At 32.1% G+C, this 21,651-nt stretch carries 15 protein-coding genes, 1 tRNA gene and 1 pseudogene; 14 read left to right on the forward strand and 3 right to left on the reverse strand.

The window, feature by feature from the left end:
• The first annotated feature begins 78 nt into the window (after positions 1 to 78).
• The 3 genes from HSX10_RS01500 (at position 79) to HSX10_RS01510 (ending at position 4,567) form a co-directional block, all read left to right on the forward strand.
• Positions 79 to 1,029 (forward strand): alpha/beta hydrolase, encoded by a 951-nt coding sequence (locus HSX10_RS01500; RefSeq protein WP_254453183.1) that lies wholly within the window; start codon positions 79 to 81, stop codon positions 1,027 to 1,029.
• 2 nt (positions 1,030 to 1,031) lie between these two features.
• Entirely contained in the window at positions 1,032 to 2,882 is a 1,851-nt protein-coding gene (locus HSX10_RS01505; RefSeq protein ID WP_254453184.1) for a family 43 glycosylhydrolase, read from the forward strand.
• A gap of 308 nt (positions 2,883 to 3,190) precedes the next feature.
• Entirely contained in the window at positions 3,191 to 4,567 is a 1,377-nt protein-coding gene (locus HSX10_RS01510) for a sugar porter family MFS transporter (protein WP_173586431.1), read from the forward strand.
• A gap of 280 nt (positions 4,568 to 4,847) precedes the next feature.
• Here the strand turns inward: HSX10_RS01510 and HSX10_RS01515 are convergent.
• Positions 4,848 to 4,923, reverse strand: a tRNA-Phe gene (locus HSX10_RS01515).
• A gap of 103 nt (positions 4,924 to 5,026) precedes the next feature.
• On the opposite strand from HSX10_RS01515, the gene HSX10_RS01520 reads away from it, so the two are divergent.
• The 7 genes and pseudogenes from HSX10_RS01520 (at position 5,027) to HSX10_RS01550 (ending at position 12,068) form a co-directional block, all read left to right on the forward strand.
• On the forward strand, positions 5,027 to 5,755 hold the full coding sequence (locus HSX10_RS01520; protein WP_173586432.1) for a type III pantothenate kinase: 729 nt from the start codon (positions 5,027 to 5,029) through the stop codon (positions 5,753 to 5,755).
• A pseudogene (locus tag HSX10_RS01525) lies at positions 5,755 to 6,270 on the forward strand (BamG-related protein). Before HSX10_RS01520 ends, HSX10_RS01525 begins: the two are co-directional and overlap by 1 nt.
• A gap of 17 nt (positions 6,271 to 6,287) precedes the next feature.
• A complete protein-coding gene (locus HSX10_RS01530; RefSeq protein WP_173586434.1) occupies positions 6,288 to 7,661 on the forward strand; it encodes a hypothetical protein in 1,374 nt (457 codons plus the stop codon).
• Positions 7,662 to 8,228: an LPS export ABC transporter periplasmic protein LptC gene (gene lptC, locus HSX10_RS01535; RefSeq protein WP_173586435.1), complete on the forward strand. Its 567-nt coding sequence runs from the start codon at positions 7,662 to 7,664 to the stop codon at positions 8,226 to 8,228.
• Between the two features lie 33 nt (positions 8,229 to 8,261).
• On the forward strand, positions 8,262 to 8,453 hold the full coding sequence (locus HSX10_RS01540; RefSeq protein ID WP_173586436.1) for a hypothetical protein: 192 nt from the start codon (positions 8,262 to 8,264) through the stop codon (positions 8,451 to 8,453).
• 3 nt (positions 8,454 to 8,456) lie between these two features.
• On the forward strand, positions 8,457 to 9,746 hold the full coding sequence (locus HSX10_RS01545; RefSeq protein WP_173586437.1) for a hemolysin family protein: 1,290 nt from the start codon (positions 8,457 to 8,459) through the stop codon (positions 9,744 to 9,746).
• 174 nt (positions 9,747 to 9,920) lie between these two features.
• Entirely contained in the window at positions 9,921 to 12,068 is a 2,148-nt protein-coding gene (locus tag HSX10_RS01550; protein WP_173586438.1) for a peptidylprolyl isomerase, read from the forward strand.
• A gap of 118 nt (positions 12,069 to 12,186) precedes the next feature.
• Here the strand turns inward: HSX10_RS01550 and HSX10_RS01555 are convergent, their stop codons facing one another.
• Complete coding sequence (locus HSX10_RS01555) at positions 12,187 to 13,119, reverse strand: GYDIA family GHMP kinase (RefSeq protein WP_173586439.1); 933 nt, start codon at positions 13,117 to 13,119, stop codon at positions 12,187 to 12,189.
• A gap of 70 nt (positions 13,120 to 13,189) precedes the next feature.
• A complete protein-coding gene (locus tag HSX10_RS01560; protein ID WP_173586440.1) occupies positions 13,190 to 14,506 on the reverse strand; it encodes a hydroxymethylglutaryl-CoA reductase, degradative in 1,317 nt (438 codons plus the stop codon).
• 240 nt (positions 14,507 to 14,746) lie between these two features.
• Between HSX10_RS01560 and HSX10_RS01565 the strand changes: the two genes are divergently transcribed.
• The 4 genes from HSX10_RS01565 (at position 14,747) to HSX10_RS01580 (ending at position 21,650) form a co-directional block, all read left to right on the forward strand.
• The gene (locus tag HSX10_RS01565; protein ID WP_173586441.1) at positions 14,747 to 16,948 is read left to right on the forward strand and encodes a S9 family peptidase; all 2,202 of its coding nucleotides are present in this window, start codon (positions 14,747 to 14,749) and stop codon (positions 16,946 to 16,948) included.
• Positions 16,949 to 16,995: 47 nt separating this feature from the next.
• Positions 16,996 to 18,825: a peptide MFS transporter gene (locus HSX10_RS01570; protein ID WP_173586442.1), complete on the forward strand. Its 1,830-nt coding sequence runs from the start codon at positions 16,996 to 16,998 to the stop codon at positions 18,823 to 18,825.
• Between the two features lie 68 nt (positions 18,826 to 18,893).
• Positions 18,894 to 21,014 carry a peptide MFS transporter gene (locus tag HSX10_RS01575; protein ID WP_173586443.1) on the forward strand — a complete coding sequence of 707 codons (2,121 nt, stop codon included), beginning with the start codon at positions 18,894 to 18,896 and terminating at the stop codon, positions 21,012 to 21,014.
• A gap of 84 nt (positions 21,015 to 21,098) precedes the next feature.
• On the forward strand, positions 21,099 to 21,650 hold the full coding sequence (locus tag HSX10_RS01580; RefSeq protein ID WP_173586444.1) for a thioredoxin family protein: 552 nt from the start codon (positions 21,099 to 21,101) through the stop codon (positions 21,648 to 21,650).
• Position 21,651 lies beyond the last annotated feature (1 nt).

Below are 21,651 nucleotides of genomic sequence, written 5' to 3' on the forward strand. Positions count from 1 at the left end.
GTATGAGGTGATTAAAGCAGTTTTTTTCATTATTAAATTAAAAAATAAATCACCCTAATTGATTAATATAATTTTTTTATGCCACATATGATTTTTAAGTTCAAATCCCTATTCTTATTATTTTATGTGGCTTTTACATGCCAAATTACGTCACAATCTCAGGTGAGTAATTTAGGAGTGAATTCTTCAGATGATAACATTATTTTCAAAACTTACACTTATGCTATAAAAGGAAAAGATACTCTAAAAATGGATGTCTTTACTCCAAAAAATATTAAAGAGGGAGATAAATTACCTGTTTTACTTTGGATGCATGGTGGTGGTTTTTCTGGTAGTAATCGTGCTTTTACAGATGATAATAGGTTAGTTAAGTATGTCGCCCAAGAGCAGAATTATATAGGTGTTTCTATCGATTATCGATTATTACGCCAAAATAAAGCAACGGGTTTTGGCTGTGATTGTCCTAAAGACGAAAAGTTAGAAACGTTTAAACAAGCAGCTATTGATTACCTAGATGCAACAAAATATCTCATTGCTCAAGCTGATCAACTACAAATAGATATTACTAAAATTATAGCAGGTGGCAGTAGCGCGGGAGCAGAAGGTAGTCTTAATGCTGTTTTTATGAAAGATTATTTTGTGGAAAATAAAGAAGCTTATGCTAACGTAAAATTTGCAGGTGTGTTTTCTTGTGCAGGTGCTGTTGTTGATGCTAGTTATATTTTAAAAGAGAATGCTATTCCTGCAGTGTTGTATCATGGAACGGATGATAATTATGTGCCTTTTGCAAATGAATCACATCGGTTATGTAACTCTAAACAGCCAGGTTATTTAAGGCTTGATGGTTCTAAAATTATAGCAGCTAAATTACAGGAGTTAGAGAAATCTTATTATTTCCATATCGTAAAAGGAGCAGGTCATGAAATTGCTAGAATTCCTTCAGAAGATTTCGGTAAAATATTCAACTTCTTTAAACGCACGGTTTTAAATAACGAAGTGATTCAAACTAAAGTGATTCAAACAAAATAAACATGAGATATTTTTCTACTTTATTAATGCTTTTTTTTGTGTTTCAATCTTGTAAAAAAGAGGCTAATTCTGATGTCAATCAACCTTCTAATTCAAAAGAAAAAGCAGAGATAAAAAAAGGGTTTGATACCTATATTAATCCATTAGATATTGATTATACCTATATGGTTTATAATTCAACTCAAAATAAATCCTACCGTTCAGGTGCAGATCCAGCTGTTATAGAATTTAAAGGCGAATACTACATGTTCGTTACACGTTCTTTTGGTTATTGGCATTCTACAGACTTGGTTAATTGGAATTTTATTAAGCCACAACAATGGTTTTTTGAAGGTAGTAACGCTCCAACAGCTTTTAATTACAAAGATTCTTTAGTTTACTTTGCTGGTAACCCAGCTGGTTACGGAAGTATTCTTTATACCGACGATCCAAAAAGTGGAAAATGGGAACCGACAGCATCTATATCTACGGACATTCAAGATTCTGAATTATTTATAGATGATAATGGCGAAACCTATTTGTATTGGGGATCTTCTAATGTGAACCCGCTTCATGTAAAAATGTTGAATAAAGACGATCGTTTTTTAGAAGCAGGTGTTCGTGAAGAATTGTTTAATCTTGATGAAGAAAAACACGGATGGGAACGTTTTGGTGAAAATAACTTTCATCCAACTTTAAAGGAAGGTTATATGGAAGGCGCTTCTATGACCAAATACAACGGAAAATATTATTTACAATATGCCGCACCAGGTACACAATTTAATGTGTATGCAGATGGTGTTTATATCGGAGATACACCGCTAGGTCCTTTTTCATATATGAAAAACAATCCGATGAGTTTTAAACCCGGTGGATTTACAAATGGTGCAGGACACGGAATAACGGTGAAGCAAACCAATGGACAATATTGGCACTTTGCAACGATGGCGCTTGCCTCTAATTCGCAATGGGAACGTCGTTTGTGTATGTTTCCTACTTATTTTGATGACGAAGGATTAATGTATACCAACACCGCTTATGGAGATTATCCGCGTTTTGGATCTAATCATCCTACAAAAGCAGGAGAGCATAATGGTTGGATGTTATTGTCGTATAAAGGAAGTGTTACAGTATCTTCTTCGTTAATGCAGGTAAAGAAATTTACGTCTGATGATGATGCTGTAGAAGTCACAGAATTACCTTCAGAAAAAAATAATGAAGGTGAAATAATCTCTAAAGTATTAACCGATGAAAACCCTAAAACATTTTGGGTTGCAGGTGCCAACGATGATAAACAATGGATAACGATTGAGATGCTGAAGCCAGGAAACATCAATGCTTTTCAATTGAATTTCCATGATCATGAATCAGGAATCTACACACGTACCGAAGGATTAAAACATCAATTTACTATTCAAGCTTCAGAAGATGGCATTAATTGGGGAACAGTTGTAGATAGAAGTGAAAGTGAAAAAGACACACCAAATGCTTATATTGTTTTAGATGACCCTGTAAAGGCAAAGTATGTGCGTTACAACAATATAAAAGTGCCTGGTGCAAACTTTGCGATGTCAGAGTTTAGAGTCTTCGGATTAGGACTTGAGGATAAGCCAGCAGATGTTACAGGGTTTAAAGTAAAAAGAGAAGAAGATCGTAGAGATGTATCATTTTCTTGGAATGCTGTAGAAGATGCTCAGGGCTATAATATTCGTTGGGGAATTGCAAAAGATAAATTATATCAGTCTTGGCAAGTTTACGATACAAATGAACATTTTATGCGTTGTTTAGATCGAGATACGCCATATTATTTTACAATTGAAGCATATAGTGAAAACGGAATTTCTGAAAAGAGTTCTGTTGTCTATGTTGAATAGATTTTAAAATACAAAGTGTTTATTTCTGTTATGTTTTGCTATTTGTTTTTTAGTGATAAGCGATTCAAAATAAACATCTAAACTTACCTTTGATTTATAAGGTAAGTTTAAAGGGTTTTTCTTTAATAAACCGGTTGTCAGAGAGATAGGTTTTAATGTTGAAAAATCACTTTTTAAGTGCTTAAAAATATAGCTTTAAGCGGTGATAGAACATCAAATAACTAGCGGAAGATTTGCCAATTTTAGTTAAATTGCAGTTGTAAATTTTAAATAAACTAAGTCTCTAAATAATATTAAATATAATTAAAATGAAAAAAGGTGTTTTCTTACTATTAATCGCTGCGGTTTCCGCTTTAGGAGGCTTGCTTTTTGGTTATGATACAGGCGTTATCAATGGAGCTCAATTTTACCTTACAGAGTATTTTGATTTAAGTGATGCATTAAAAGGTTGGGTTGTTGGTAGTGCACTTATTGGTTGTTTTGTGGGTGCTATTGTTGCTGGACCTTTAAGTATTAAAATAGGAAGAAAGTGGTCTTTAATAATTTCGGCTATATTCTTTACAATTTCAGCTTATGGTTCTGGTTTGCCAGACTTATTTCCACAAACCGTAAGTATGTTGGTTGTGTTTAGAATCATAGGAGGTTTAGGTATTGGTGTAGCGTCAATGAATGCTCCAATGTATATTGCAGAAATAGCACCTTCAGATATTAGAGGGCGTATGGTAACGTATTATCAATTAGCAATTGTTATTGGATTTTTTGTGGTATTCCTAGCGACTTATTTTATTGGTAATGATTTAACGGTAGCAGAGAATATTGAATTTGGCTGGAGAAGAATGTTTTGGTCAGAGTTAATTCCGAGTCTACTATTTTTAATTTTACTATTTATTGTGCCTAAAAGTCCGAGATGGTTAGCCTTAAAAGGCAATGAAAAAGCAGCTTTAGCAGTTTTACGTCAAATAAACGGTGACGATGTAGCAGAAAAAGAAATGCTTCAGATTAAGAAATCTCTAAATGAAACTAATGATGGTGTAAAGGTGAGCTATTTCTCTAAAGGAATATTAGTTATTATAGCTATTGGCACTGTACTTTCTATGTTGCAACAGTTTACAGGAATTAATGCTGTTTTGTATTATGGGGCTGATATTTTTGAAAAAGCACTTGGTTTTGGAAAAGAAGATGTGCTCGCACAACAAATACTATTAGCATTTGTTAATTTAATATTCACATTTGTAGCCATGTTTACTGTAGATAAATTTGGTAGAAAACCTTTATTGTATATTGGGTCTGTAGGTATGATTGTTGGATTTTTGCTTCTAGGTATAACATTACAACAAGGAAATGTTGGTGTATTGTCATTAATTGGAGTATTAATGTTTATAGCATCTTTTGCTTTATCTATGGGGCCTGTTGTTTGGGTTTTATTAGCTGAGATGTTTCCTAATAAAATAAGAAGTGTTGCTATGTCTGTAGCTGTTGCAGCACAATGGGCCGCTAATTATGTGGTGTCTCAATCGTTTCCAGTCGTTATGGGAAGCGAAATGAATAATAGTGAACCATGGAATGGGTCGTTACCATATTACATCTTTATAGCTTTTATTTTAATCATTGTATTTGTAACCTATAAGTTTATACCAGAAACCAAAGGGAAGTCTCTTGAAGAGATTGAAGGGTTTTGGAAATAAGTTATAGATTAGATCATATTTATTTAATTGAAAAAATCAAGGTGCTAACACCTTGATTTTTTTGTTTATAAACGAAATGAATTATGAGGCTATGCTTTTTAAAGCAAGTATTAAGAATTAAAAACAGCTAAGGTTATTTTGTTGTGATGGTTTAATATACTTTGGGAAATACGAAGTATTAGAATGACTAAAAAAGAATATTACTGAGTTTTAAATCTAAATTACTTTTATAGATACTTTATAAAACCAAAAAACCCGATTCAGATGAATCGGGTTTTGGTGGTGGTGCCTCCAGGAATCGAACCAGGGACACAAGGATTTTCAGTCCTTTGCTCTACCAACTGAGCTAAGGCACCAATTGCTTTGTTAAGCGGGTGCAAATATAAGAACTTATTTTATATCTCCAAACAGTTTTTAATAAAATTTGATTTTATATTTTTGTAAAAATATAATTTCAGTATGAATCTTGTTGTAGATGTGGGGAATACGTATGTAAAGTTTGCGGTATTTAATTTTGCAGATTTAATATATAAAACGTCTTTTGAGCTAAATGCGTTTGAAAAACAATACGTATTACTCAAAAAAAAGTACCCAAAATTAGAAAAAGCTATTATTTCTTCTGTTGGGCATTTGTCAAAAGACCAAGTAGCGCTTATTGCAAAAGATTTAAATGCGATAGAATTATCTTCGGATTTAAGTTTTCCTTTTAAAAATGATTATCAAACCCCAAAAACATTAGGTGTTGATCGTGTGGCTCTAGTTTGTGCTTCTGTAAATCAATTTCCAAATAAAAATATTTTAATAATTGATGCAGGAACTTGTATTACTTATGACTTTATTACAAAAGATAATCACTATCTTGGTGGCGCAATTTCACCTGGATTAAGATTGCGTTATAAAGCTTTGAATAATTTAACAGCAAATCTTCCGTTATTAGAGCTTAAGTTGCCTAATAAGATAATTGGAGATACAACGGAATCATCAATTCACTCTGGGGTTGTTTATGGTACAATCAAGGAAATTGATGGCGTAATAGGAGATTATATCGACCAATACCCAGATTTAACAGTTATTTTAACAGGAGGAGATACCAGATTTTTGTCAAACCAATTAAAAAATACCATCTTTGCGAATTCAAATTTTCTTTTAGAGGGTTTGAATTACATTCTAGAATATAATTCAAAATAATGATAAAACGATTCATTGTAATTTGTATTACAATTATAAGTTCTACAGCCTTTGCACAACAAGGTACAGGTTCTCCATATTCTTTTTACGGTATTGGAAGCCTTATGTCTAAAGGTGCTGAGTATACTTATCAAAGTACAAGTGATTTTTCTAACCCTGTTTTTTCAAATGATGTTTCGACTTTCGAAAATGCATCTAAAATTGCAGTTGGTGGTTTTTATATACCAGATTATAATGCATTTTCAGGATACTTAAAACGTGTTGTTTATAGAGCAGGTTTTAACTTTGCCAATGCTGGTTTAGTAATAAAAGACGAATCAATAAAAGAGTTTGGCATATCTTTTGGAGTAGGTTTACCAGTTGGGAATCGAAATTTATTTTCTTATGCTAATTTAGGTTTAGAATTTGGCTAAAGAGGAACAACTAACGAAAACTTAATACAAGAGAACTTTGTAAACTTTAATCTAAGTTTATATTTGAACTCTAGATGGTTTGAACAAAAAAAATATAATTAAAAAAAAATTAATTACAGATGAAGACTAAATTTACCATACTGTTTCTTTCGCTTTTTATGAGTGTTAACCTTGGATTTGCTCAGCAAGATGAAGAGTGTATGAATAATCTATCAATTTTTGATAGTTATGTGAAGAGTAAAAAATATGATGACGCTTATGGCCCTTGGCAAATTGTAAGAGAAAAGTGTCCTAAGTTCAATAGAGCTATTTATGTGCATGGTGAAAAAATACTAAAGCATAAAATAGAGAATTCTACAGGAGATGAGCAGATAGCATTTATTAATGATTTAATTTTGTTATATGATCAAGGTAGAGAAAATTTCGAATCTAGATATTCACTTGGTGAAATTTTAGAAGACAAAGCTAATTTAACATATAAGTATAGAAAAGTTTTAAATAAGACAGATCAAGAAGTTTATGATATGTTCGATGAAGCTTATACTAAGGATGTTGATAACTTTGATAGTGCAATAGGTCTTTATACTTATTTCTCTCTTGCTGTAGATTTATATGATGCAGGTGCTAAAACTCAAGAAGATGCACAATATTTATTTGATAAGTATGATGATGTTAGTGAAATAATTGAAGGTTTAATTGATGGTTATACTATAAACTTAAATAAGTATGCAGAAAAAGAAGAAGCTGGAGGTACTTTAACTAAAACAGAGTTAAGCCGTAAAGGGAGTTACGAATCTAATATCGAAGTTTTTGAAACAAAGATATTAGGAAGTATGGATACAAAACTTGGTCAGAGAGCCAACTGTGAAGTATTAGTTCCTTTATATGAAAAAGATTTTGAAGCTAACAAAAATAATGGTGAGTGGTTGCAACGTGCTATGAACAGAATGTATGCAAAAGAGTGTAAGTCTGATCCATTGTTCTTAAAATTAGTGCAACAAAAGAATGCTATTGAGCCTAGTGCAGATACATCATTCTACTTATACTTATTAACTGACGAACAAAAATATTTCGATCAAACTATAAAATTAGAAACAGATCCATTAAAGAAAGCTAAGCTTTATAAAAAATTAGCCCAAGAGTTTAAAAATAAAGGAAGTTACTCTAAAGCAAGACAATACTATATGGAAGTTTTAAAACTTAATCCTTCTGATGGTTCACCTCATTTGTCAATTGCAGCAATGTATGCTAGCAGTGCAAATAGCTGTGGAGATACTAACTTTAACAAAAGAGCTGTATTTTGGTTAGCTGCATTAGAAGCAGAAAAAGCAGGTAGAGTAGATGGAAGATTAAAATCTCACGCAGCTAAAACAGCAGCAAGTTACAGAGGTAGTGCGCCATCTAAAACAGAGATTTTTAACTGTACTTGTGCAGGTGAAACTATTAGTATCGGATGTTGGATAGGACGTTCAGTAACTGTACCAAGTAATTAATTGAAAAAAAATAAATTACATATCATCAAAAACTTAGTCACAGCAATCGTTGTGACTTTGTTTTTTTCTTGTGAGAACGACTTTAATGAAGTTCAAAAGGTCGGGTTATTGCAAAATCAACCTATTGGTGAAGCCGTAGATTTAGATCTCGATTACACAGAGTTTAAAGAAGATACGGTAAGATTACTGTCTAATTTGCGGAGTCCTAAAATGTTGGATTATTCTAATCGAAGTTTTGCTTTTAACGAATTTCCAGAAGGTGTAGAGCTTAATATTTTTGATGAACAAGGTAATAAGACAACTATTACTTCTGATTATGCTATTGTTTATTCTGAAACGGATATGATAGATTTACGTGGCAATGTTAAAATTGCAACATACCAAAAAGATACTTTGTTTACAGAGCAATTATATTATAACCAAAAGTTAGAATGGGCTTTTACTAATGAGTCCTTTTTACTTAAGAGTTTATCGGGTAATCTATATGGTATTGGATTTGATTCTGATAAAAACTTAAAAGAAAAACAAGTGGTAGAACCTGGTGGTGATTTTCAAGTTAAGAAATAACTATCTTTGTTCAATAATTATTTTAATTAACACATGAAAATACAAAAGATTTTTCATTACGCTTATATTATTTTTGCAGCACTATTTGTTTACGATGCCATTACAAAATGGTCAGACGATAGAAACAAAGCTTACATGTTATTACTTTTTGCAGCCTTAGCAACCTTTATGTTTTTCTTTAGGAAGCGTTTTAGTAAAAAGATGGAAGACAATAACAATAAATAATTTATGACTGCTGACTTAGTCATTATTATAACTACACTCATATTATCTGCTTTTTTCTCAGGGATGGAAATTGCATATGTTTCTTCCAATAAAATTCATATCGAGTTAGAGAAAAAACAAGGTGATTTCTTAGGGAAAATATTAGATAAACTTACGGCTAAACCTTCCAAATATATTGCAACCATGCTTATTGGTAATAATATAGCATTGGTTATTTATGGTCTTAAAATGGGTGAAGTCTTGGTAAATTGGTTTAATTCCATGCTGCCTTCAGACAGTCCTATTTTAAGTTATTTGTTTGTAGATCTTCAGTTGCTATCTCAAACCGTAATTTCTACATTAGTTATTTTAGTTACAGCAGAATTCTTACCAAAAGTATTTTTTCAGATTTATGCCAACACCTTATTAAAGGTTTTAGCTTTTCCTACCTATATTTTTTATGTTATATTTTCATGGATTTCAGATTTTATAATTTGGATTTCAGAAGCTGTTTTAAAATACATATTTAGAGCAGAAGGTGAAGATGTTGTACTTGCAATGACCAAAGTAGAACTTGGTAATTATATTACAGAGCAAATGGAATCTGTTGATGATGGTGATGATGTAGATAGTGAAATTCAAATATTTCAGAATGCATTAGAATTTTCAGGTGTAAAAGCAAGAGAGGTGATGGTGCCTCGTACCGAAATTACATGTGTAGATGTTTCAGATAGTATAGAGAATCTAAGACGACTTTTTATTGAAACAGGTCGGACTAAAGTTATTATTTATAAAGATAATATAGATGATATATTAGGTTATGTACATTCATTTGAATTGTTTAAAAAACCTAAAACAATCAGTTCTGTAATTATGCCTGTCGGTTTTGTACCAGAAACAATTCTTGTTAAAGATGTCTTGAGCATTTTAATTAAGAAACGTCGTAGTATGGCCGTAGTTATTGATGAGTATGGTGGGACTTCTGGAATAATGACTGTTGAAGATATTATTGAAGAGTTAGTTGGTGAGATTGAAGATGAGCATGATACTGTAGAAATGGTAGAAGAGCAATTAAGTGAAAATACGTATAAGTTTTCTGCGAGATTAGAAGTTGACTACGTTAATGAAACCTATAAGTTGAATCTTCCCAAAAATGAAAATTATGAAACTTTAGGAGGATTAATTGTACATGAGACCGAAGGCATTCCGGAAGAAAATGATGATGTACAAATAGAAAATTTTAAGTTTACAGTAACTGAAGTTTCCTCTACGAAAATTGACGAAGTCATCTTAAAAGTCTTCGATGTCGATTAGTGATTATGTCATTATTTTTTAAATTATTAGCGCTCTATAACCGCTAGAAATTTCAATCTATTTCAGTAATTTTTTAAAGGTCTATAAAAACTAAACTTCTCCTTTTATTATTTGCTAGAATATGTTATTTTCGCACACTTATTTATACCAAATTAAAGAGGATACAAAAAGACTATGGCAGTTTTAAATAAAATTAGACAGCGCTCACTGATATTAATATTAGTAATCGCATTAGCGTTATTTTCATTCGTAATTGGAGATTTATTCAAGAATTCTGATGCCTTAACAGGTGGTTCGCAAGATGTTGTTGCTACAATTAATGGAACAGACATCAATAGAGTAGAATTTCAACAAAAAGTAAAAAACTATCAAGATAGATCTGGAGGAAGACAAACTTCTACACAGTCTATGAATGCTATTTACAGTCAAGAACTTCGTAGAATTGTTCTAGAGTCTGAGTTTGAAGAATTAGGATTGTCTGTTGAAAAAGACGAAATGAGAGATTTGTTGAAGCTTAGTTTTTCTTCATATCCAGAATTTCAAGATGCAAACGGTAACTTTGATGTTAATCGTTTAAATGCATTTATTGCAAACTTGAAAGATTTAAATGGAGAAACTGCTCCTTTAGGTAACTTTTTAGTAAACTATGATAGTTGGACAAATAATGAGCAAACTATTGCAGTTAGTGCTAAACAACAAACATATTATAATTTAGTGAAAGCAGGTCTTAGTGCTACGATCTCTGAAGCTGAAGAAGAATATTTTGGAGATGCAAAAACTGTAGATATTAAATATGTACAAATACCTTACACTACTATAGATGATAGTACGGTTGAAGTTTCTAAAAGCGATATTACTGCTTACATGAAAAATCATGAAGCAACTTACAAAACTGATGCAACTACTGAAGTTGTTTATGTAGAGTTTAAAGAAGAAGCTTCTAAAGCTGATGAAGATAAAATAAAAGCTGATTTGTTAGCTTTAAAATCTGATAGAACAGAATATAATGAGAATAGTAAGAATAGTGAAACTATTCCTGGTTTTGATTCAGCTACAGATATTGAAGAATTTGTAAATTCTTATTCTGAAGTAAAATATAATGATGCCTTTTTAAGAGCAGCACAATTACCAACCGTAGCTAAAGATACTTTAATGAATTTAGCTATTGGTCAATATTACGGACCTTATAAAGACGGTGAATTCTATAAATTATCTAAAATTGTTGATGTTAAACAATTACCAGATTCAGTTAATGTTCGTCATATTTTAATTCCACATGTTGGAGGACAAAGAGCAGATGCTTCTGTTACTAAGACTCCAGAGCAAGCTAAAGCTACAGCAGATAGTATTTATGCTGCAATTAAAGGAGGAACTAAATTTATGGATTTATTAGATCTATCTTCTGATAAAGTAAGTAATGAGCAAGATGGTGAAATTGAGTTTGATTATTTAGCAGGAATGGCACCAGAATTTAAAGCTTATGCTTTTGATAATAAAGAAGGAGATATAGCTGTTGTTCAAACATCTTTTGGATACCATATTATAGAGATATTAGAACAAAAAAGTTTTAATAAAGCGATTAAAGTAGCAACTATAGCTAGTAAGATTGAGCCTTCAGATGAAACACTACAAAATGTGTTTAATACAATGTCTAAATTTGAAATAGCTATAAAAGATGGTGATTTTAATGCTCTTGCTAAAGAAGGTAACTTAACTGTGAAGCCTATTACTTTTAATGCATTGGATGAAAATATTCCTGGATTAGGAAGTCAAAGAGAAGTGGTACGTTGGTCTTTTGAAGATGATACAGAAGCTGGTGATTATAAAAATTTCCCAATCTCTAACTTTGGATTTATTGTAGCTAAAGTAGTAGAAAAAAGAGAGGCTGGTTTAATGAGTACAGAAGATGCTTCTATAACTGCTTTACCTGAAATTAGAAAAGAAAAGAAAGCGAAGTTAATTCGTGAAAAATTAAGTGCAACTACTGTTGTTGATATAGCAAAAAATCAAGGACAGAGTCCAAGAACAGCTGCTGCGCTTACTATTAATAATACAACTTTATCAGGAGCAGGTGTTGAGCCTAAAGTTATTGGAGCTGCATTTGGTTTAGCTCAAGGTGCTACTTCTAAACCTATTGATGGTGAAAAAGGTGTTTATGTAATTGAAGTTACTAAAGTTACTGAAGCAACAAAATTAGAAAACTATACTGCTATTATGAACAGATTAAACTCTGAACGTAGAAATACAGTACAGACTGAAGTATTTAAAGCTTTAGAAAATGCTGCTGAAATTGAAGATAATAGAGCAAAAACGGTATACTAACCGTATAGAATTAATAGTATTAAAAAAGGCTTTACATTTCTGTAAAGCCTTTTTTTTATGTCAATAGTTTTGTCTAAAGTGTGTGTGTTGAATTACTTCTATTAAGAGCTAAAACGCTTTATAATACCATCTCTTTGTATGAAATTACAGTATCATAACCACGATCATTAAAGTACGATGTAGGGTTTTCTTCTGATGTTACCATAACAAAATCTCCACCCCAAGCCCCTAAACTCTTTACGGCGCCTTTAAAGTCAGAAAACAAGCGTGATTTAATAGATTCGTGTTGAATTAATTTTGAAATTATAGTTTCATGATTTTCAATTAAGCTTTCAAATTCTGTAAGGGAAGTACAAGAAATCATTGTTTCGGTTATAGCGTTAATATCATTTATGATATCAGTATTAACTTTTCCAAGTTTCTTATAGGTCGAAATACCATCTCTACTATTTTGCTTTTGATTGAGGTATACAAAATAGAGTTGATCTATAAATTTCGGTTGAAATTTCACAACATCAACTACCGGGTTTGTTTTAGATTTTAATTTAAAAGTTATAGGTGTATCGTTTTGTGCACAGGCAATATCATAACCACTCCCGCCAAATGTTTTTTGTAATAATTGGTAAGCATTTACATTGGCCCAATCTGCCATATTATTAATTAAGGTTGAGGAAGTACCTAAACCCCAAGCCCTGTTAAAATCTTGATGTGTTGTAATATTATAACCTTCTCCTGAAGCTAAAAAATCAGGATTCATATCTCTGATAGCTTTCAGTATTTGAATTAAACGCTCACTTACATCGTTATTAACTTTAGCTATTATGCAAAGTATGTCTGAATCATTTTCGATTAAAAACTCATCTTCAAACCAAACCTCATTAAGCTCATTATAACTTTTCCAATAGATGATGTTTGTAGTGTTGTTTTCAACCGTTAAACTCTGACCGTATTTTGTAGGTATTGCTAAAGCTTTAGCGCCATCTAAAACAGCATATTCTGCTGTGAGTAGTAATTTTCCGTTACTTCGGTAGGTGTGAGAGTGAGAGTTCAAAATGAATGAGATATATGATTTTATTTTACTATGAAACTATGTAGCTTCTAGCCTTTGTTACTTTAAAAAACTATTTCCGCAAAGCTTCAATAGCATCTACAACGGCACTATGCGTTACTGTATGTGTTTTAAAATGCTCCACTAATTTTACTTTTTCTACTTCAGTAGCTTCAAACTGATTTAGAATATTCATTAAATGCATTTTCATATGCCCTTCTTGAATTCCTGTGGTTGTCAATGATTTTACAGCACCAAAATTCTGAGCTAATCCTGCAATAGCAACAATCTGCATTAAATCTTTCGCATTGGGTTTTTGAAGCATTTCCATTGCAAATTTCACTAAAGGATGTAAACTTGTTAAACCACCAACGGTTCCTAAAGCTAATGGAATTTCAATCCAGAATTTAAAGACACCATTATCGATAGAGCAATGTGTTAAACTTGAATATTTACCGTCTTTTGCAGCATAGGCATGCACACCTGCTTCAACGGCTCTAAAATCATTACCTGTTGCTAAAACAACGGCATCAATCCCATTCATTATTCCTTTATTATGCGTAACAGCTCGGTAAGGTTCTATTTCTGCTATGCTAACCGCTTGTTTAAATTTTTGAGCAAATTGTTGCGGATTCGGAATGTCTTTACTTTTTAAATCTTCAATATTACAAGAGACTTCTGCACGCACTAAACATTCTGGTACGTAATTAGAAAGAATACTCATTACAATAGTAATATCCTTTTCGTCTTCTGTAAAATCTTTAAATTGTAACGCTTCTGTTTTAAAACTTGTAGCAAATTGCTCTAAACATGAGTTGATGAAATTTGCCCCCATCGCATCTAAGGTTTCAAACGTAGCATGAAGTTGATAATAGTTGGGCAAATCTTTAGTTTTATTACGTAATTCAATATCTAAAATTCCACCACCTCTACGTTCCATATTTTTTGTGATGGAAGCAGTATCTTCAATTAATTTAGGTTTAACGGCTTTAAAAAATGCTTCAAGTTTAGCGGTATCACCTTCGTATATAAAATGAACTTGACCAATTTTTTCAGTCGAAATGACTTCAGCTTTAAAACCACCGCGTTCTAACCAAAATTTAGCAGCTTTACTAGCAGCAGCTACCACAGAACTTTCTTCAATTGCCATAGGAATAGCATAAAGCGTATCATTTATTAGAAAGTTGGGCGCAACACCTAATGGTAAATAATAGTTGGTAATGGTATTTTCTATAAACTCATCGTGTAACTTTTGTAATTTATCGTCTGAATTCCAATACTGTTGCACAAGTGTCTTAGCGCTATCTTGATCTGTGAAATAGGTGTCTAAAAGCCAATCGATTTTTTCGGATTTAGAAAGCTTTGAAAAGCCTGAAATGATGTTGTGCATATTGGTTTTGTGTTTAAAAAAAACAAAGATACTAGGATTGGTGTAAAATGCTTTAATAATCAATTACAAAAGCCGATTTACTGTTAATAATAGTGGTTTTTTCCATAATTTTTAGTAAACTTGGCATTGCTTTATTAAAATTTAAATTTTAGAAAAAGAGCATGCTAAAAATCCTTTTAAATATGAGGTTTGTTAATAGTAAAAAGCGTGTGATCTTTGGATAATAATAACGATTAACACATGAGATTGAAACACCTTCCTGCTATTTTTGCCCTTTTAATAACTTCTCTAGTTTTTGCTCAAGAAAAACAAATTACACTTCAAGATATTTGGACAGGTGAATTTAGAACAGAAGGGATGCAAGCTTTGCATTCAATGTCGAATGGAAATCAATATTCTGTTTTGAATTTTGATAGACAAAGCCGAACGTCTACTATAGATATTTACGATTACGTTACTTTAAAAAAAGTTAAAACCTTAATCTCTTCTACTGATATAGCCGAGATTCAAGGTTTTTTTGATTATAAATTTAATGCGGATGAATCTAAAATAATTCTGACCACAAAATCAGAGCCTGTTTTTAGACATTCGACTTTAGGTGAGTATTATATTTATGATATCGCTTCAAAAAAAGTAACTAAAGTTTCTGATAACTTAGTGCAAGAGCCAACATTATCTCCCGATGGTAATAAAGTAGCTTATGGATTTAATAATGATTTATTCGTGAAAGATTTAAAGTCAGGTGCGATTGAAGTGATTACTACCGATGGAGAAAAGAATAAAATTATAAATGGTATTACGGATTGGGTTTACGAAGAAGAATTTGCTTTTGTAAGAGCTTTTGATTGGAACGCAGATAGTAATCAAATTGCATTTATCCGTTTTGATGAGTCTGATGTGCCTGAGTTTTCAATGGATTTTTATGGTTCTGATTTATACCAAACACAACATGTTTTTAAATATCCAAAAGCAGGTGAAGCGAATTCTAAAGTGTCTTTACATTTATATGATTTAAACTCTAAAAATGTAAAAGAACTTAAAGTAGATAAGGTTTATAAGGATTTTTATATCCCAAGATTAGAATGGACCAATGAAGCTAATGTTTTAAGCGTTCAATTTATGAATCGTCATCAAAATGAATTAGACCTTTGGATGATTGATACTAATACAATGTCTTCAAATAATGTATTAGCAGAAAAAGACAAGGCTTATATTGATGTGACTTTCAACTTAACATTCCTAAAGGATAATAGTTTTATCTGGACAAGCGAATTAGATGGTTTTAATCATATTTATCATTATGCTAAAGACGGAAAGTTAATCAATCAAGTTACTAAAGGCGATTGGGAAGTCACCGATTATTATGGTTTTAATGAGAAGGAAAATACAATCTATTTCCAATCTACGGAGAACGGTTCTATAAATAGAGATGTGTATTCTATAAAATTAAATGGTAAAAGTAAAAAGCGTCTTACTGAGAAAACAGGAACAAATAGTGCGTCTTTTAGTGCGGATTTCACTTATTTTATCAATACGTTTTCAAGTGCAACAACACCTTATGAGTACACTTTACACCAATCTAAATCGGGTAAGCTAATTAAGAATATTAAGGATAATAAGAATCTTACAGAACAATTAGAGGGTTATGTAATGTCTGAAAAAGAATTTAGTACTATTTCTATCAATGGGAACGATTTAAATATGTGGACTATAAAACCAAAGGATTTTGATGCTAATAAAGAATATCCATTATTTATGTATCAATATTCTGGTCCAGGTTCTCAGCAAGTGGCTAACCATTGGAATGGTTCTAATGATTATTGGTACCAAATGCTAGCGCAAGAAGGTTACATTGTGGTTTGTATTGATGGTAGAGGAACGGGGTTTAAAGGCGCAGATTTTAAAAAGGTGACGCAAAACGAATTAGGTAAATACGAAGTTGAAGACCAAATAGCAGCAGCTAAACAATTAGGGCAATTAGATTATATTGATGCTTCTAGGATAGGAATATGGGGTTGGAGTTACGGTGGTTTTATGAGTAGTAACGCACTTTTTAAAGGTAATGATGTTTTTAAAATGGCAATTGCTGTAGCACCTGTTACTAGTTGGAGATTTTATGATACTATTTATACAGAGCGTTATATGACTACGCCTCAAGAAAACCCAAGTGGTTATGATGAGAATTCACCAATTAATCACGTCGATAAATTAAAAGGTGATTTTCTATTAATTCATGGTTCTGGCGATGATAATGTGCATGTGCAAAACACCATGCGTATGGTAGAAGCTTTAGTTCAGGCAGACAAACAGTTTGAATGGATGATCTACCCTGATAAAAATCACGGCATTTACGGAGGAAATACAAGATTACATTTATACAAAAAGATGACTAACTTTATTCATGAGACTTTAGGTGATAAACTTGAAGTGTCAAAAAAATAGAAACCACTTTTTGTAACTAAACAAAATAACTAACTAAGATTAATATTATGTCAAGAGCAACTAAAGAAGTGCATCACAATGAATTATTAGGGCACCCAATAGGTTTATTTATCCTGTTTTTTACAGAAATGTGGGAGCGCTTTTCTTACTACGGAATGCGTGGAATTTTAGTGTTGTACATGGCAACTTCAGCAACAGCAATAGATCCAGGTTTAGGGTGGTCTAATAAAGATGCTATTTGGTTATACGGTTGGTATACGATGTTAGTATATGTAGCTTCAATTCCAGGAGGATGGATTGCAGATAAATTTCTAGGACAAAAGAAAACCGTAATGTTTGGTGGTTTACTACTTTGTGTTGGTCATGGTGTTTTGGCAATTCCCCAAAGTTGGGCCTTTTTTACAGGTTTAGCATTAATTATTTTAGGAGTTGGTGGACTTAAGCCAAATATTTCTACAATGGTTGGTGGTCTATATAAAGAAGGAGATATTAGACGAGATAGTGGGTTTACTATTTTTTATATCGGTATTAATGTAGGTGCCTTTTTAGCGAGTATTACAGTTGGTTTAGTTGCTTATTATTACGGGTGGCATTATGGGTTTGGTTTAGCTGGTATCGGAATGTTATTTGGTCAAGTTGTATTTATTTGGGGTCAAAAATTCTTAAAAGGAGTTGGTGAATTTACAGGTGGAAGTGAAGCTACAGAAGCAGAACGTTTAGCTTCAAAACGTCCTTTAAGTAAAATTGAAAAAGATAGAGTTATTGTCTTATTGATCTCTTTCTTAATCGTAGTAGTGTTTTGGGGAGCTTTTGAGCAAGCTGGAGGATTAATGAATCTTTATACAGATGCTAAAGTAGATAGAAATATAGGATTAAGCTGGTTGCAAGAAATTCCTGCAGCAGTATTTCAATCTTTAAATGCAGGTTACATTATAATCTTCGGAACTATTATTGGTGGATTCTGGATTTGGTGGAAGAAAAGTGGAAGAGAATCTTCTTCATTATTTAAAATGGCAATCGGTACCATTATTATGGGTCTAGGATATGTATTTATGATGTTTGCTTCTCAAGAAGCAAGTTCTGAAACTTTTGGTAAAGCAGCTATGATGTGGATTTTCTTAGCGTATTTATTTCATACTATTGGTGAGTTATGTACATCACCAGTTTCTTTATCTTTCATTACAAAATTAGCACCTTTAAAATATGCTTCTATAATGATGGGAGTTTATTTTGCAGCTACTGGTTTTGGAAACAAATTAGCTGGTACTATTGGAGAGTCTTCTCAATTAGAATCGTTTAGTGGAACAATGGTCGTGAGTAAACAGGGCGTTTTACCGTTTATTTCAAAAGAAACATTTAAAATTAAGGATGATAATAATAAGGTTGTAGATACAAATGATTATCCAATTAATGAGGATAAAAATTTCATTATAAAATCTACTGTATATCCAGAAAATGGTCAGGTTGTATTTAAGGATTTTGAAACAGGTAAGAACTTAAATAGTTTATTTGAATTATCTAAAGGTGAAGATTCAAATACACATCAACTTTTAGAAGCACTAAAAGAAAATAACGTTTCAGAATCTAATCCATATCATGCAAGAATAGTGTTTGAAAAAGATAAGGATAAAGCTCAGATTATTGAAAACAAAGGAGATGGTAAAGATTACGGTGTTTCTTTTGTTTTAGAAGAAGAGCAAAGTGAACAAGAATATGCAACCTTTATGTGGTTAACAATATTTACTGTTGCATTTGGTTTATTATTACTTTTATTCTTGAAGAAATTGAAAAAATTAACTCATGGAGCTGAAGATAATGAACACGAAATCTTAGAGCAAGAGCAATATGAACTTGCTAACCCGGAACTAAACGACTAAATACTACTGCCCTTATGTAACTTTTCTAACATAAGGGTTTTGGTTTACCTAACTAAATTAATTATTTTATGAATACTGATATAGAGAATCTGTTTAAAGACAAAGTCCTTGGGCATCCTGCTGGGCTTTTTGTATTATTTTTTACTGAAATGTGGGAGCGTTTTTCGTTCTACGGAATGCGTGTATTGCTGGTTAATTTTCTTACCATGGCAGCCATTGGTTATAATCCAGGTTGGGAATGGACAGTAGAAAATGCAGGTGCACTTTTTGGTACTTATGCTATGTTACTTTATATCACACCAATTATTGGTGGTTGGCTTGCGGATAAATACACAGGTTATCGTACAGCTGTTATTATTGGTTCATTAATTATGACAGCGGGTCATGCTTCGATGGCTATAGAAACAGAGTTTTCTTTATACTTTGGGTTATTTTTATTAGTAGTTGGTACAGGTTTCTTTAAACCAACTATGACGTCTATTATTTCGGATATGTACAAGAAAAACCCGGAGAAAAAAGATGGTGCATACACTATATATTATATGGGTGTAAATGCAGGAGCTTTTTTCGGAATGATGCTTTGTGGGTATTTAGCTGAGAAAGTAGGTTGGTCTTATGGTTTTGGATTAGCTGGTGTCTTTATGCTTCTTGGAACAATTCAATTTTGGTTATCTGGTCCTTTATTTGGGAAAATAGGAGCTAAGCCATCTAAAGAGCATGAAGTAGAATTACCTCAGAATATAAATGAAGAAAGTGTAGAAGTTGGTGAAGATGATACGGAAGTTGAAGAACGTCCAAATCCTTTTACAACTTTAGATAAAGCATTAATTGTAATATCTTCTATTATTGGTCTTGCTTATGCTATTAATGATCCAATGTCTAAAATTGCGGGTGTAGATATGTTTTCTTTCTTACAGATAGGAGATTTTGAAGGTCAATATACAGCAGTTCTTTTTGCATTAGCGCTATTTTTAATTTTAGTTATCGGACGTATTTTACGTTATACTTCTGTGGTTAGAGATAGAATGATTGCATTTATCATTTTTGCATTCTTTACGGTATTCTTCTGGATGTCTTTTGAGCAAGGTGCATCTTCTTTAGTGATTTTTGCAAGAGATAACGTAGATAGAATGTTAAGTGGTGGAGCGGCAACAATGTTTAATGTCATTAACACATTACTTACTGTTATCCCATTAATTATAATTTCATATGTACTTTTCATTTTATGGAAGAAAACATTCAGTAAGATACCAGGTTCTAATATTGTATTAGTGATTTGTTTCTTATTCATGTGGGGGATTGTAGGTTGGATGTTAAATAGAGATTACAATACTATTGCTTATGATGTTACTTATTCTGCTCTAGAAAAACCAGACTTAGATGATAATGGAATACAAAAAGTAGATAAGGATGGTAAAATGCAATTTTTATATGTTCCAGTATCAGAAAACACAAAGTCAGATGCTACCCATAAAGTTGTAAAACGTACTACTTCTATAGCAGAACCACTAACATTTAATGTAGGTGACAAATTAAATATTGCACCTAAAAATAATGAAGCTACTGAGTTTGGTTTCTTAGATGGAGAGCGTTTAGAGGCTACCAAGAAAAAAGCAGACGAATTAAGTAGGGATAATGGTATTGTAGCAGCAACGGTTACTAAAGTAAGAGAAAACGAAGTTGAAATTACAGTATCATGGTTTAGTATTCTAAATTCATTCTTTATTATAGTATTTGCATCTTTCTTCTCTAAATGGTGGGAAAGTAAATATAACCCTAGTGCAGCTACTAAATATGCGCTTGGTTTAAGTATTATGGGACTAGGATTCGGTTTACTTGCTTTTGGTGCAGCAGGAATAGTCGATGGCGTAAAAGTGAGTATGATTTGGTTGATATTAGCTTACTTATTCCATACACTTGGTGAACTTTGTTTATCTCCTGTTGGTTTATCTTATGTTAGTAAATTAGTACCAGGACGAATGATTGCACTAATGTTTGGTATGTGGTATTTGGCCATTGCTATAGGTAATAAATTAGCAGCGGTATTAGGAGGGCAAATTGAAAATATTACGAAAGAATATAGCTTGTCAACATTCTTCTTAATATTTACTATTGTACCAGTTCTTGCAGGATTATTAATTTTCTTTTTAAATCCTGTGTTAAAGAAATTAATGCATGGTGTACGATAAGTAAAACCGTTAAAAATATCTAAAATGCTCCTGTTTAGGAGCATTTTTTGTAAGTTCGGCTTAATGTTTGCAACAAAAGATAATATGATAAAAAAGATAACTATAGGACTGATTGCTGTTTTTGCTTTTTCATTTTCAGCAATAGCCCAAGAGATTAATTGGGTAACAATGGATGAGGCGTTAGAGCTTCAGGAGAAAGCACCTAAAAAAATATTCATGGACGTTTATACCAGTTGGTGTGGTCCTTGTAAAATGTTAGATAAAAATACATTTCAAACTGAGGATGTGGCTGCTTATATTAATGAACATTATTATGCTGTTAAATTTAATGGAGAAGGAAATGAGGATGTAACTTATAAAGGCGAAACTTTTAGTAATCCTAATTACGATCCTTCAAAAGCGAATAGACGTAATAGTGCTCATGAGTTTGCTAGTTTTTTACGAGTTAGAGCCTACCCAACAATGATGTTTTTTGATGAAGAAGGTGGTGTTATTTCTCCAATTACAGGATACTTAAAACCGCAACAGTTAGAGTTGTATTTAAAACTTTTTGAAAGTGATAAATATAAGGATATGACTTCTCAAGAACAGTTTAATGAGTATGCTAGTGCTTTTACTCCAACTTTTAAAGAGTAAT

The sequence above is a fragment of the Winogradskyella undariae genome (assembly GCF_013285155.1).
Lineage (GTDB): Bacteria > Bacteroidota > Bacteroidia > Flavobacteriales > Flavobacteriaceae > Winogradskyella > Winogradskyella undariae.

Coding starts and splice junctions, on each gene's coding strand:
- HSX10_RS01500 (WP_254453183.1), top strand. CDS start 79: ATGCCACATATGATTTTTAAGTTCAAATCCCTATTCTTATTATTTTAT.
- HSX10_RS01505 (WP_254453184.1), top strand. CDS start 1,032: ATGAGATATTTTTCTACTTTATTAATGCTTTTTTTTGTGTTTCAATCT.
- HSX10_RS01510 (WP_173586431.1), top strand. CDS start 3,191: ATGAAAAAAGGTGTTTTCTTACTATTAATCGCTGCGGTTTCCGCTTTA.
- HSX10_RS01520 (WP_173586432.1), top strand. CDS start 5,027: ATGAATCTTGTTGTAGATGTGGGGAATACGTATGTAAAGTTTGCGGTA.
- HSX10_RS01530 (WP_173586434.1), top strand. CDS start 6,288: ATGAAGACTAAATTTACCATACTGTTTCTTTCGCTTTTTATGAGTGTT.
- HSX10_RS01540 (WP_173586436.1), top strand. CDS start 8,262: ATGAAAATACAAAAGATTTTTCATTACGCTTATATTATTTTTGCAGCA.
- HSX10_RS01545 (WP_173586437.1), top strand. CDS start 8,457: ATGACTGCTGACTTAGTCATTATTATAACTACACTCATATTATCTGCT.
- HSX10_RS01550 (WP_173586438.1), top strand. CDS start 9,921: ATGGCAGTTTTAAATAAAATTAGACAGCGCTCACTGATATTAATATTA.
- HSX10_RS01560 (WP_173586440.1), bottom strand. CDS start 14,506: ATGCACAACATCATTTCAGGCTTTTCAAAGCTTTCTAAATCCGAAAAA.
- HSX10_RS01565 (WP_173586441.1), top strand. CDS start 14,747: ATGAGATTGAAACACCTTCCTGCTATTTTTGCCCTTTTAATAACTTCT.
- HSX10_RS01570 (WP_173586442.1), top strand. CDS start 16,996: ATGTCAAGAGCAACTAAAGAAGTGCATCACAATGAATTATTAGGGCAC.
- HSX10_RS01575 (WP_173586443.1), top strand. CDS start 18,894: ATGAATACTGATATAGAGAATCTGTTTAAAGACAAAGTCCTTGGGCAT.
- HSX10_RS01580 (WP_173586444.1), top strand. CDS start 21,099: ATGATAAAAAAGATAACTATAGGACTGATTGCTGTTTTTGCTTTTTCA.